This is a genomic window from Flagellimonas myxillae, from assembly GCF_023502235.1.
Classification (GTDB): Bacteria; Bacteroidota; Bacteroidia; order Flavobacteriales; family Flavobacteriaceae; genus Flagellimonas; species Flagellimonas myxillae.
In genome coordinates, this window is record NZ_JAMFLY010000003.1 from 45,750 (window position 1) to 58,890 (window position 13,141).

At 44.1% G+C, this 13,141-nt stretch carries 10 protein-coding genes; 3 read left to right on the plus strand and 7 right to left on the minus strand.

Annotated features, from left to right (window positions below; translation table 11 throughout):
- The first annotated feature begins 10 nt into the window (after positions 1 to 10).
- Both M3P07_RS12880 and M3P07_RS12885 read left to right on the plus strand, forming a co-directional pair.
- The gene (locus M3P07_RS12880) at positions 11 to 769 is read left to right on the plus strand and encodes an SDR family NAD(P)-dependent oxidoreductase (protein WP_249970335.1); all 759 of its coding nucleotides are present in this window, start codon (positions 11 to 13) and stop codon (positions 767 to 769) included.
- Between the two features lie 70 nt (positions 770 to 839).
- On the plus strand, positions 840 to 1,976 hold the full coding sequence (locus M3P07_RS12885) for an ATP-binding protein (RefSeq protein WP_249970336.1): 1,137 nt from the start codon (positions 840 to 842) through the stop codon (positions 1,974 to 1,976).
- Here the strand turns inward: M3P07_RS12885 and M3P07_RS12890 are convergent.
- From M3P07_RS12890 to M3P07_RS12905, 4 genes are all read right to left on the minus strand, one after another.
- On the minus strand, positions 1,973 to 3,901 hold the full coding sequence (locus tag M3P07_RS12890) for an amylosucrase (RefSeq protein WP_249970337.1): 1,929 nt from the start codon (positions 3,899 to 3,901) through the stop codon (positions 1,973 to 1,975). The two genes, M3P07_RS12885 and M3P07_RS12890, sit on opposite strands and share 4 nt — an antisense overlap.
- Position 3,902: 1 nt before the next feature.
- Positions 3,903 to 4,847, minus strand: coding sequence for a carbohydrate kinase family protein (locus M3P07_RS12895; RefSeq protein WP_249970338.1), 945 nt, complete (start codon positions 4,845 to 4,847; stop codon positions 3,903 to 3,905).
- 44 nt (positions 4,848 to 4,891) lie between these two features.
- Positions 4,892 to 5,338 (minus strand): hypothetical protein, encoded by a 447-nt coding sequence (locus tag M3P07_RS12900; protein ID WP_249970339.1) that lies wholly within the window; start codon positions 5,336 to 5,338, stop codon positions 4,892 to 4,894.
- A 93-nt stretch (positions 5,339 to 5,431) separates the two neighbouring features.
- Positions 5,432 to 9,106, minus strand: a complete 3,675-nt coding sequence (locus M3P07_RS12905; RefSeq protein ID WP_249970340.1) for a T9SS type A sorting domain-containing protein — start codon at positions 9,104 to 9,106, stop codon at positions 5,432 to 5,434.
- A 206-nt stretch (positions 9,107 to 9,312) separates the two neighbouring features.
- Between M3P07_RS12905 and M3P07_RS12910 the strand changes: the two genes are divergently transcribed.
- Complete coding sequence (locus tag M3P07_RS12910) at positions 9,313 to 10,038, plus strand: metallophosphoesterase family protein (RefSeq protein WP_249970341.1); 726 nt, start codon at positions 9,313 to 9,315, stop codon at positions 10,036 to 10,038.
- Between the two features lies 1 nt (position 10,039).
- On the opposite strand, the gene M3P07_RS12915 is transcribed toward M3P07_RS12910, so the two are convergent.
- The 3 genes from M3P07_RS12915 to amaB form a co-directional block, all read right to left on the minus strand.
- Positions 10,040 to 10,603: a hypothetical protein gene (locus M3P07_RS12915; RefSeq protein WP_249970342.1), complete on the minus strand. Its 564-nt coding sequence runs from the start codon at positions 10,601 to 10,603 to the stop codon at positions 10,040 to 10,042.
- A gap of 10 nt (positions 10,604 to 10,613) precedes the next feature.
- The gene (locus tag M3P07_RS12920) at positions 10,614 to 11,171 is read right to left on the minus strand and encodes an OmpA family protein (protein WP_249970343.1); all 558 of its coding nucleotides are present in this window, start codon (positions 11,169 to 11,171) and stop codon (positions 10,614 to 10,616) included.
- A 353-nt stretch (positions 11,172 to 11,524) separates the two neighbouring features.
- A complete protein-coding gene (gene amaB, locus M3P07_RS12925; protein WP_249970344.1) occupies positions 11,525 to 13,078 on the minus strand; it encodes an L-piperidine-6-carboxylate dehydrogenase in 1,554 nt (517 codons plus the stop codon).
- Positions 13,079 to 13,141: the final 63 nt, after the last annotated feature.

The window sequence follows — 13,141 nt, forward strand, 5'->3', positions numbered from 1 at the left end:
AAACAGAATTATGAATGTAAAAACAGTATTGATTACCGGAACTACCAGTGGTATAGGAAAGGCTACGGCCGAACTTTTGGCGGGAAAAGGCTTCAAACTGGTGCTGTGTGGGCGGCGTGAAGAACGATTGGAAGATTTAAAAAAAACACTGGGTGAGCAAACCCAAGTGCACACCTTAAAATTCGATGTGCGCGATAGGAACGCTGTATTTTCAGCAGTTGAAAGTCTGCCGGAGGCCTTTGCCAAAATAGATGTATTGATCAACAATGCCGGCAATGCACATGGTCTGGACCTTATAGACCAAGGTAGTCTCGATGATTGGGATGCCATGCTGGATATCAATGTCAAAGGGCTGCTTTACATGTCCAAAGCCATATTACCGCAAATGGTGGAAAGAAAATCTGGACATATCATCAACATTGGATCCACCGCAGGAAAAGAAGTTTACCCCAAGGGAAACGTATACTGTGCAAGCAAACATGCCGTGGATGCCGTAAACCAGGGCATGCGAATTGATTTGAATGCCCATGGAATTCGAGTTGGTGCCGTGAACCCGGGATTGGTGGAGACCGAATTTAGCGATGTACGATTCAAGGGCGATACCGAAAGGGCCAAAGCCGTGTACAAAGGCTTTCAGCCTTTGGTGGCCGAAGACGTTGCAGACATCATCCACTTTGTGATCACCCGCCCGTACCATGTAAACATTGCTGACCTGGTTGTGATGTCCACGGCTCAAGCCAGCAGTACAATTGTCCATAAAAATGGTTAGGGAGGAAATGGATGGCTAAGAGTACAGACCCAATGGTGGGCTTCCCTGCCCTGCCCCAAAGCGTAGCAAAATGATCAATAAACGTCTCCTTGTAAAAAACCTGCTCGCCCACAACGATGAAAATAGTTTTTACGACAAAAAACGATTCATCACTATCGGGGAAAAGGAAGGAAAGGCGAAATTTTTAAAACATGTATGCGCGCTTGCCAACAGCAATCCAAAAAACAATTCCTTTATTGTAATTGGGGTAGAGGATGAGGACAACAAAATTGTTGGGGTTGATTTTTTTGACGACAGCAAGATTCAAAACTTGGTCAACGCCTATTTGGACAACCCTCCAATCATATCTTATGAGAACATCCCCTTCCCGCATTTGCCAGAAGGAAAAGTGGTGGGATTGGTCACCATTAAATCCAATGGAAAAGTATGTGCCTTACGAAAGAACATATGGAAGTATTATGGAGGGGCGGTTTTTTTCAGGGAAGGAAGTATCAGTCTCCCTAAGGCCTTTGATATTGAATTAAAGGACATTAATTCGGAAGCGGTTGCCACCATAGAGCAACACGCCCGAAATAATATTGAACTCACCTTGGATGCCGTAATCAACTTTATCAACAATAGACATGCTGATCTTACCAGTGATTACAAGGTCTTCAAGGAACAGTTTATTGTCTGTTGGGCAGGGAACAAGAAAAAGGTCAACGACAAGACCTATTTTTCACGGGTCGATATTGAACTGATCAACGAGCAGGTAAAGCTGTTCTACTCCGCTTTGGATGAAATCACCATTGCGTATGATGACGATTCATTTACCACTCTTGAGTTTGTCCAATTAGGACTGGGCTCGGAGCAAAAATACTACCCCTTGGAGGAGATGGTTATTACCTTTTCGGACAATGGAAAATATACCATCAATAGCCAATTGGTTTTTGAACCCCCACAGTACGATAAAAAAACCCTGTACCACGTATTGAACACTAACAATTCCCTGATACAAAAACTGGAAAAGAATATTGGACTGAACAAGGCCGAGAATACGGATTTGGCCCATTTGCCGGCAACCTATCTTATATGCTATCTCAATGGTTTTGAAGAGGCCAAAGAACAAATGGAGCAGGCCCGGCCTCTATTACAACGGTATGATTCCGCCATTTACCAATCCCTAAAGGAATCCCTTAGGATATTAAGGAAAGTAAGGTATAACTAAGCTTTTTTCAGCCAAAGTACTTGATAGGGTTTGAGCTCCAACAGTCCACTTTTGACCACAATTTTTTCCCCAGACACCAAATCCATAGGTTCACCCTTTGTAAAATAGCCCAACTTCATAACCCAAGCTAAATCAATGACCTGGGGTCTTTCATCAAAATTACCGATGACCAGCAGTCCGTTATTGGAGTGGTGGGTTCGCTCGAATACCAACACATGTTCGTTCCCACCGTGATGCAGTTTCAGATTATTGGAATCTGCAAATATGGGATTGCTTTTTCGGACCGCAATTAGATGCTTAAGGGTATGATAAATTTGGCTTTGGGGCAGTTGCTTGTCATTCAATTTTTCTACCAAGGCCCAATTCTGTTGGGGCCGGTTCACCCATCTGTTGTCCCCTCTTTTGGCTGGGTCCTCCTCAAAGGAGTATTCATTTAAAGTGGCAATTTCGTCCCCGGCATAAATCATAGGAATTCCGCCAAAGGAAAGGATTAGGGCATGCAATAGGATTATTTTGGAAATCGAAAGCTGAATTTGTTCCCCATCTCCGGATGCCAGTGCCTTTTCTAACCCCAACAAGGAGGCCGCACTGCCAGTAATTCTTCCATCACCGGTTTTGGGATTGTACATAAAAAGCAATCCTGTGGCTGGAGACCAATCCAGTCTTTGGCAATAATAGTCTAATAAAAACTTTCGATGCTCAGGGGGGTTCCATCCCATTTCACGAATAAAACCATCATCGTACCCGAGCCCAATATCGTCATGACAGCGAATGTAATTTATCCAGGTACTTTCTTTTGGTTTTGCAGGGACACGCTCCAGACTTTTATAGAGCAAACCTGTTTTTTTTGTGGCGATGGAATTCCATAAAAGCGCCATCAACGAAGCATTGTAGGCCAGTTCACATTCGTTTCCAAGTTTTGGCCCTTCTCCAAAATATTTGATGATGTCTTTGGGGGCCACTATGGCTTCGGCAAGGAAAATGGTGCCTGGAGCCACTACCTGCAAGCACATTCGGAACAATGCAACTAGGTTATGGGCTTCGGGGAGGTTTTGGGAAATGGTGCCGACTTTTTTCCATAAAAATGCCAAGGCATCGAAACGGACCAAATCCACCCCCAAATTGACCATTTTAACCAAATTGGTCAACATTTCCATAAATACCTTTGGGTTGGTATAGTTGAGGTCCCACTGGTAATTGTTGAAAACCGTCATCACCCAGCGATCCATTTCTTGGATATAGGTAAAATTCCCAGGTGCTGTTTCAGGAAATACCTCTGGAAGTACCTTTTCAAAAGCGTCTGGGGTACTTCGGTTTTCAAAAGTATAGTAGTAATCTTGATACTTTTTATTTCCTTTCTTGGCATTTTTTGCCCAAGGATATTCGTCTGAAGTATGGTTCACAACAAAATCCAACATCAGCAAAATACCTTGTTTTCGAAATTCGGCGGTTAGATGTAAAAGGTCCTCCTGTGTGCCGTATTTTTTATCAACCTTTTGGTAACTATTCACGGCGTAACCCCCATCGCTTTCTCCTTTTGGGCGTGTGGTAATGGGCATTACATGGATAAAATTGATTCCTAAGTTCTTTAGATAGGGTATTTTTTGTTGGAGGCCCTTTATATCCGTGTTGAAGTTTTCCACATACAGTTGCATCCCAACAATTTCCTCGTTTTGGTACCAAGTTCCTGCATCCAACCTTTTAATGTCCTGAAGCCTTAGTTCCTTAGACCTTAGTGCAAACAGTTTGGGAAAAAGCTTTAGAAGGTCATCGAAATCCTTATTGTGCTTTTCCACGGGGTACAACGAAAAAAACAACTGCTGAATGAGACTTAGGTTGGTGTTCAGCCTAAGTTCGAAAAGGGCTTGGGGACTCTTGTCTTTTGCCCTGCTTGCAACTAGTTTATGAAGAGCCGCCTGATTCATGTTAGAGACCTAATTCGGCTTTAGTGGGCAATGAGGGAATAGCACCATAGTTGGTCGTTGTGATGGCTCCTGCCTTATTGGCCATCTCCACCATATTTAGAAGGGAATCAAAGTCTTCAAGAAGTAGGCTGAAGTTATCCATATCTGCAATTTGTTTCAAGAGACAACCTATAAAAGCATCCCCAGCACCAGTGGTATCAATCGGCTTCACCTTTATACTGGGCACCATTTGTCTGTGTTTCCCCATACTTAAAAGCGTTCCTTCCTTGCCAAGCGTCACTGTAATAATTGGGGTTCCGGCATGATGCAGATAATCGCAGGCCTCATCCAGATCAGTCTTCCCGGAAAGGAGTTTTGCTTCTTCCAAACTGAACTTACAGAGATGGGATTTTTCAATCAAGGGCATGCACTTTTTTATAAACTGCTGTTCATTATCCTTCCAAAGATCTCCCCTAAAATTTGGATCAAAAGAGATGAACATGTCTTTGGTGAGTCCATCGAACAAGTATTTGCCATAGGCCTTTTCCAATTCCCCGCCAAGCAATGCGGTGGCAGCACCTAAATGTAAAATGTTTCCAGCTAAATCTTTCCGAAGAGAAGGGTCATAGACCAGTTCCCTGTCCGCACCTCTGCTGAAAACGAAGTCCCGTTCCCCATCCTCGGCCAAGGAGACAAAGGCAAGGGTGGTAAACGTCTTGGAAATTTGGACCAAGGAAATATCGACCCCTTCTTTTTTGATGACATTCAATAAAAATTTGCCAAAAGGATCCTCGCCAACGGCTCCAATAAAAACACTTTTCCCACCCAGTTTGGCAATAGCACAGGCAACATTTGCGGGAGCTCCGCCGGCTTTTTTAGTAAAGATATTGGCCTTAGTGAGGTCACTGCCCTGTTTTTCAGCAACAAAATCTACAAGTAGTTCACCAACGCAGAAAACTTTTTTCATCCTTACGAGTAAATAGGATACTCAATGTAAGGAGAAAAAAGGGGCTAATCCAAAATTTTGTGGGCAATAACAGTAAAATATGTTGTAGAAGCGTCTTGGCAAAGTGACTCCCGCGCTTTGGCCTCCAAGGTTGTGTTGGCTTCCAACTGTTCCGGTTCAAAAAGAAATGCCACCGAAATCTGCTGATTTTTGGAGATTTTTTGTTGTACACTTCCGCCCGACTCCTTAATGTTCAACACTTCTATTTTGTAGAGATACTCTTTGGAGATTCCACACAATTCCTTGTTTTCTTGGACTTCTGAAATCACCTTAATTTCAAAAACAATTTCGTTGGGGCCTAACATTTCTTGATTGGGAAGGTTGTTTCCAGCTTCTTCATTGTCTCCCATGGTTTGCTCATGCATCTGCGGATTTTCTGTCAAAAGACCGTCTTGCGATTTGGAACATGACTGACCCAGAACAAAAAGCAAAAGTAAGATGGCAGGTTTCATATCTTCTAGTTTTAAGGATATACGTCAAAACCTTTGGATTGGATGTTAAAAAGGGCGCGATTAGATCGCACCCTTTTTAAATTCTTTCAAATCCTATTTTTTAATGATTTTGAAATTTTCTTTGGTCGAAGAACCGGTAATTTTTACAAAGTAAATACCATCTGGACTATTGGAAGCATTCCAAATAAGGGGTTTGGAACTGTCCACATCTTTCTGGTCAAATACCTTTTGTCCCAGAATATTAAATATTTGGGCGCTTACCTTGTTGTCCCTACTATTTTTAAGCGCAAAATAGAATTGATTCGTGGATGGATTTGGCCATACCGCCGTAATCACTTCGGTATCCAGGGTCGCCAGGTTTTGGGGATCTTGTCCTGCTTGTCCCGAAGGAGGAATCTGCAAAGCAGTGTCTCCTCCAGACCCACTATCAACTGTTCCATAAATTTGGAATACCTGATCGGTGATGGCATCTCCAAATGCAGCGGACTGTGCGGTCCAATCCACTGCTCCGGTTCCAAAGAGGTCACCGACATCCCTAAAAACGGCTTCGTTGCCAATTAAACCGGCTTGGGTGAGCCAGAACCATTGCGTGGCATCCGGTGTAAAGTTGAGATTGGCGTATACGGACAACCAATATGTCCCTGCCTCCAGAACCACCGCTTCCGGAAGTTCAATGTTGATATTGCTATCTGTTGGCTCGGACGAGGGTGAAACAGCACCGCTATCGTACACGACGGCTCCGGGCACTCCTCCATTGTCCTGATAAATCACCACATTGGCACTTGTAAGCAAAGGTCCGTTATTGGCACCACCAAATGCCACAACACTGTTTACCGTCCATTGACTATCCGATGGTACAATAAAATCGTCGGCGGATTGCGCTAGGGCTCCACCGAAATCGGGGAACAATTGCGAGGGCCTACTTCCAATGGCCGCTTCATTTTGTTCATAAATGGGAAGTTCTGTAAGTGTAACCGTAAATCCTTCTGAAACCTGCTCCTTGCCCGATTTGGCAATTAAGCCAATGGCGGAACTGCCCTCCATTCCTGGGGCAAACGAGAGTTTGACCACGTCGCCATCCAGCTCAGCAGTGACCAATGCGGGATTGGAATTGGTCAACTCTATGGAAATGTCCCTTCCCCTAGAGTGCACAAAGAGATCTTTTACATTCACCTCCTTGTCAGCACTGCTAATGGGCAACACAAGATCTGGTAGCAGGTAGGCCACGCTTAACTTGGCTTCTGGAGATCTTGACGCATAGAACTTGGCATTGTAGATACCATTTCCGTGGGCGGCTACCGCTACAAAACCATCTTCCCTAGTTCGAATTTGTGGTACCACCACATTACCCACAATGCAGGGTTCCCTATACCATCTTGTCTTATCCCCATTGAGGTAGTAGGAAGCATACAATCCAGTACTTGTACCTGCATAATAAATGTTGTTGTTTCCTCCAATGGCGAACCAACGAACGGAAGGCCCGTTTCCGGTTCCATCTTTGTTTTGTTCCAAATTACCACTGATGCTCTCCCAGGTTTCCCCTGCATCCCTACTCATAAACAGACTTACAATATTGTAGTTGGAGAATACGGCATAAACCTTATCCGAGTTGTTGGGATCCACATAAATCTGGTTGATGTTTCCTGCCGGAAGCCCCTTCCCAGTGGAGATGTCCACAGGAGGTTGGTCATCAATATTGGCATTTTCCATTTTAAAGATCATCCCTGTTGAGGTTCCATAATACAATCTATTCGCCACAGGGTATTTGGACACGTCCAGGCCTGTGATCAGGGAACCATCTGGGGTTGCCGTTTGGTCTTGGCGCACCCAGTTTACCGTGGTGGGGGCATTGGAGAACAATGGAATTTCATCCAGGTTGTTATTTCGCCACATTCGGTCGCCAGCGGGCATGTACATGATGTTATCGTTATTGGCATCCAAGATGAATGGAGCCACAAAATCGAATCCACTGGCTCCTGAAGGTTGTACCCTTGTAAAGGAGATAAATTCCCCAGCTTCATTAAAATTAAATCGGAATACAACCCCGAACTGCGCTGAAACATAGCGAGTCAGTCCGCCGTCGGCTATGGCATTAAATGAACCATCTCCCCCAAAATCTTCTTCCCATGGATCCTGTCCATTGGTAGAATTGGTGAACCAGGTACCGTTATCCTGGAATCCTGCCACCACATCTTCACTATTTCCCTCTGGGTCTATGGCTATGGCATAAGGTTGGGTGGTGATATAACCGTTGTTTAGTGATGTCCAGCTAACAGGCTCCGTGGTAATGGTTATGTCTTCGGTTACCTGTACTCCACCATCGTTGGCAGAAATAGCCTTGTTGGGATTGGAAGGTAGAAAAACCAAATTGTGCTGGTCCGGGTGATGATTGGGATACAGCCCAAAACTATCACTGAAAATGGTATAGCCCCCTATCCAACTGAGAAAGCCTGCCGGCGTGGTAAACCCAGATGTGGAACGATATAGGTTGGTCCCGCCCAGAAATACGATATCCGAATTGGTTGGATGTACCTTTACCACCATATTGTAACCCCCTTGCAGGTTCAGGTCGCTAGCAATGCCCCCAATACCTATGGGCAAGTTTGCTGTTAGATCTACCCATTGTTCTTCTGGGGTTTCAGCATCGGCTTGATATCTCCATAAGAACGCCTCCCCGGCATTGCTCAGGTCGTAGGAGAAGAAATAAATTCTATTCTCATCGGAGGGATCATAAGCCATCACGGTTCTTCCGAAGGAAGGAAAAAGACCTGCGGGTGTTATATTGGTCCATGTGTCGCCATCTTCAGAGGTGTAAAATCCGGCATTTTCCCCACCAAAAATGTCCACGGTACCATAAAGTGTTCCCCCTGGGGTAACCATGACCTCGGTTTGGCTATCAAATCCACTGGGGAGTACTTCATCAAAAGACCGTCCCCCATTTTTGGATTTAAATAAGCCGTCAAACGTAGCGGCATAAACATGTCCGGTTTGCGGATGAACCACCAAACTATTGATCAAATCAAAAGAGGAAAAGGAGGTTACATCGTTGTCCGAGGTATTGCGCAATCTAAACCAACTTCTACCATTGTTATACGATTTGTAGATTCCAGAACCTTGATAAAAAGCCCCAGGTGCACCGGCTGAATTACCAAATCGCTCACCAGAGGCATAGTACCAAATGTGTTGTCGATTTTTTCTGGGATCTTGAACGATTGCAGTGATGCTGGGTGATTGTCTCTTACGGGTTACCCGACGCCAGGTATCCCCAGCATTGGTAGACCTCCAAAGACCACCGGAAACACCACCGGCAAAAATGGTATTCTCGTCATTCATATCCAGAGCCAAGGCGCGGGTCCTTCCACCCACATTAAATGGTCCCCTGTTCCTAAAGTAGTAATACTTCTTTTTGGAAGCTTCACCACCATAGGCTTTGGACATTTGTAATTGAATATCGGTGGAGTCAATTTTACCAACAAACTCAGCTTCCCGTTCTTTGATATGTTCGGGAATTTTCTTGGTGAATGGATCCTGGACCTGCCTATGCTCATAGGTCATTCGGTCTACAGCACGATCACCAACTGGCTTTGGAGCCACACCAACTGGCCCTTTTTTGCTGTCATAGATTTTGGTTTGTTTGTACAGACTATGTCCTTTTTGAGGAGCATCGTCATGCGTTTTTTTCAGATTTTGAGCCTGGAGACCTGAAAAGGTCAGGGAAAGAAAGGCTAAAATAGAAAACAAGAGTGGAGTGCGTAAAAGTCTTTTCATATAGTTGAGATTAAATGAATTAGCCTTTCAATATAACAAAAAGTCGCATAATTGTTAAAAAAATGCAAAACAAATTTGTCAGAAGAATCTCAATCATTTGACTATTCTGTGTTTTTAAGGGGTTATGAGGGAAGCTTTTATCAAAACATAACTTTATGTTGCCTTCGGGTTTGGTTTTGTTACGTATCATTGCCCAAAATTTACCCATGAGAACTTTGGTAATTGGTGATGTGCATTCTGGTCTAAGGGCTTTGGAGCAGCTTTTGGAACGCGCCGAGGTAACAGCAAATGACCATCTTATTTTTCTAGGAGACTACGTGGATTCTTGGAGTACTGCTGTGGAAACTGTGGACTTTTTGATGGAATTGGAAAAGCAATACCAGTGTACGTTTATCCGTGGGAATCATGACGAGCTTTGCCGTGAGTGGCTGATTACCCAAAAGGAAAACCCACAATGGTTGGCGCATGGAGGAAAAGCTACTAGGGAGTCCTATTTGGGAGCAAACAAGGAAAAATGGGAAAAGCATCTAGAGTTCTATGCCCGATTGCAAAATTTTTATTTGGCCGAGGACAACAGATTATACCTGCATGCCGGATACACCAATCTTAAAGGGGTGGATTATGAATATTTTGATCAACTCTTCTATTGGGACAGAACACTTTGGGAGCTTGCCAAGGCCCTTGACCCAAATCTGTCTCCCGAAGACCGGAATTTTCCAAAAAGACTAACACATTATAAAGAAGTATTTATTGGGCACACTCCCCTTTCCAAAACTGGAGAAGCTGTGCCGCAAAAAGGAGCAAACGTCTGGAACGTGGATACCGGGGCTGCATTCAAGGGAGCCTTGACCATGATGGATGTGGAAACCAAGGAGTTTTGGCAGAGCGACCCTGTACATACCTTGTATCCAGAAGAGAGGGGACGAAACTAAACTAGAATTTTCCCGATTTGTGCTTGTCTTGCCATTTGGCCAGTTCGGTCCATTGCCCCTTATGGGCCATCTTGGCTTGCATGGGCCAAGAAGCCGGATCGTGAATACGGTAGCGATCACCACCGGAGTTTAGCACTTCCTGGCATTTAACGGTAGAAACTTCGGAAAGATCTTTCCAGGTCTTAATGCCAAAATTATGGAACAGCCCTTCAATTTTCGGACCTATGCCCTCCACGATTTTCAAGTCGTTTTCTTTTATCCGTTTTCGCATGGCGGCTTTGGCAGCTGCAGCATCAAAACTTTGGGTTTCTTTGGAAGGAGCGATTTGAGCGGAAGATACAATGCCTTCTTTAACAGGATTGACATTGGTAGATTGTTTTTGGTTGCAGGCTTCCAATTCTGTTTTCAGTCGAAGGTTTTCCGCTTCCAAAGCTTTTAACTCTGTGGAAGTATCCACAACAGTGGCATCCTTACCTTTTCCAATCAGATATCCCAAGATTCCAGCCAAGACTCCGACCAAAGCGGGAATGATCCAGCACCAAATATTAATATTTTCAGCATTCATAGTAAATGGTTTAAGGTTGTTCGCTCTCTCCTATCTGTGTGAGGGCATAGGACACAGCGCCATATAAAATTTCATTTTCCCCGGAAAAGTCCCTGTTCAACTTGCCCAAAACTTTGATTTGGTCTGAAGGGATTCCAGAAATGATGAAATGATTTTTTACCGAATTGGCCCTGGCCAGCCCAAGATTGGAAAAGGAGGTGTTATTTGCTTCCTGTGGCGCATAATGTCCAATGATCGTCACAAGGGTTGAATCGTTTATCAAGAGGTGATTTTTTAAGGTTGCTACACCCTCCTTTAAGTTCTGTGCAATTGGCATTACAAAAGAGGGATTGGAAAGTTGAAAATTGAAATTATCCTCAATATTCAGTGAAAAATGTCCATCGCTAACGGTGAACGGAAGTTGGGTTGTTTGGGCTTTGGATTCGAAAACCTCTGAATTGACAGACCGTTGTTTTTCCCCTTCAACAACTGCATTGCCCAGACAGCCGCTACAGAGTTTCAGGTACATTAAGGTTCCGAAAGTGATAACAGCTACTATCCCCAATAGATAAAGATTCTTTTTGGACATAGGAACAAAAAGTTGGTGTTCACTTCTACAAAATATTAAAAAAATGCTAAAAAGAACGGTTTTAACCTAAAGAATCTGAGGTGCTTAGCGGAAATTTTGCTCTGGGTTCCATGATCGTTTTTACATGACACAGGGCAAAGAATACCAATCATACAATTTTCATGACCAATCATAAGAATTCAGTCATATCTGAAAAGGAATAGTAGGAAATTTGCGTTATATATTAGGTAAGGAACCCTATTTCTCCCGACGAAGTTCCGGCATTGAAATAGGGTTTAATTTAAGTTTGAGTTAGTTAAGTTGGTTTAAAAGATTGCCGATTCTGTGTGTTCATCCAGAATCGGCTTCTTTTTTTATAGATCAAACTTTATGCCTTGTGCCAGCGGAAGTTCTGTGGTGTAATTGATGGTATTGGTCTGTCTACGCATATAGATTTTCCAAGCATCGGAACCACTCTCACGGCCACCACCTGTTTCTTTTTCACCACCAAAAGCGCCCCCGATCTCAGCACCAGAGGTACCAATGTTCACGTTGGCAATTCCACAATCACTCCCAGCGGAAGATAAAAATCGTTCTGCTTCGCGAAGGTTGTTGGTCATTATGGCCGAAGATAGTCCTTGGACCACTCCGTTTTGTTGCGCAATGGCATTTTCCACGGAACCGGAATACTTTAATAGATAAAGGATAGGTGCAAAGGTTTCTTCCTGTACAATATGAAAGCTATTATCGGCTTCCACAATGGCAGGTTTAACGTAGCATCCACTTTCGTAACCTTCACCACTAAGTACACCACCTTCAACCAATACGGTTCCTCCTTCTTTTTGACCTTTTTCCAAGGCATCTTGGTACATTTTTACTGCATCCGTGTCAATCAATGGACCAACGTGGTTATTTTCATCCAATGGGTTTCCAATGCGAAGTTGTTTATAGGCATCGGTAACTGCTGCTTTTACTTGATCGTAGATGGAATCGTGGATGATCAACCTTCTTGTTGAAGTACAACGTTGTCCCGCGGTTCCAACAGCACCAAACACTGCACCGATCACTGTCATTTTAATGTCTGCCTCTGGAGTTACGATGATGGCATTGTTTCCTCCAAGTTCCAATAGCGATTTCCCCAATCGGGCGGCAACTGCTTGCGCTACAATTTTCCCCATACGGATAGATCCTGTAGCCGAAACCAAGGGCACACGATTATCATTGGTCATCATTTCACCGACCTTGTAATCTCCATTGATTAGGCAAGAAATACCTTCTGGCAGATTGTTTTCACGGAATACCTCCGCAATAATGTTTTGACATGCAACCCCACACATGGGTGTTTTTTCCGAAGGCTTCCACACACAAACATCCCCACATACCCAGGCAAGGGCAGTGTTCCAGGCCCAAACGGCAACCGGAAAGTTAAAGGCGGAAATGATTCCGACAATCCCTAGTGGGTGATACTGTTCGTACATTCGGTGACCCGGGCGTTCCGAGTGCATGGTCAGCCCGTGTAATTGTCTTGAAAGGCCAACTGCAAAATCGCAGATATCTATCATTTCCTGGACCTCTCCCAAGCCTTCTTGGTAGGATTTTCCCATTTCATAGGACACCAATTTCCCCAAAGGCTCCTTAAGCTCACGGAGCTTTTCACCAAATTGGCGTACAATTTCCCCTCTTTGTGGAGCAGGAACCAATCGCCATTCCTTAAACGCTTCCGTGGCGGACTGCATTACCTTCTCGTAATCATCGGAGGTGGTGGTTTTAACCTTTCCAATCAGCGCTCCATCCACTGGGGAATAGGAAGCTATGGCCTCGCCGGAACCAAAGTTCTCAGACCCGGTGGAAGTACCATCATTTATTTCGTTTAAGCCCAACATTTTTAGGGCCTCATCAATTCCAAATGCAACTGCGGTTTTTGACATTTATAACTTTTTATAGGTGTATTGTTATATTTTGCAATATTACGAATATTCCGGATGAACATA

Excerpts from the sequence above, each read along its gene's own strand:
- M3P07_RS12880 (WP_249970335.1), top strand. The coding sequence starts at position 11 with ATGAATGTAAAAACAGTATTGATTACCGGAACTACCAGTGGTATAGGA.
- M3P07_RS12885 (WP_249970336.1), top strand. The coding sequence starts at position 840 with ATGATCAATAAACGTCTCCTTGTAAAAAACCTGCTCGCCCACAACGAT.
- M3P07_RS12890 (WP_249970337.1), bottom strand. The coding sequence starts at position 3,901 with ATGAATCAGGCGGCTCTTCATAAACTAGTTGCAAGCAGGGCAAAAGAC.
- M3P07_RS12895 (WP_249970338.1), bottom strand. The coding sequence starts at position 4,847 with ATGAAAAAAGTTTTCTGCGTTGGTGAACTACTTGTAGATTTTGTTGCT.
- M3P07_RS12900 (WP_249970339.1), bottom strand. The coding sequence starts at position 5,338 with ATGAAACCTGCCATCTTACTTTTGCTTTTTGTTCTGGGTCAGTCATGT.
- M3P07_RS12905 (WP_249970340.1), bottom strand. The coding sequence starts at position 9,106 with ATGAAAAGACTTTTACGCACTCCACTCTTGTTTTCTATTTTAGCCTTT.
- M3P07_RS12910 (WP_249970341.1), top strand. The coding sequence starts at position 9,313 with ATGAGAACTTTGGTAATTGGTGATGTGCATTCTGGTCTAAGGGCTTTG.
- M3P07_RS12915 (WP_249970342.1), bottom strand. The coding sequence starts at position 10,603 with ATGAATGCTGAAAATATTAATATTTGGTGCTGGATCATTCCCGCTTTG.
- M3P07_RS12920 (WP_249970343.1), bottom strand. The coding sequence starts at position 11,171 with ATGTCCAAAAAGAATCTTTATCTATTGGGGATAGTAGCTGTTATCACT.
- amaB (WP_249970344.1), bottom strand. The coding sequence starts at position 13,078 with ATGTCAAAAACCGCAGTTGCATTTGGAATTGATGAGGCCCTAAAAATG.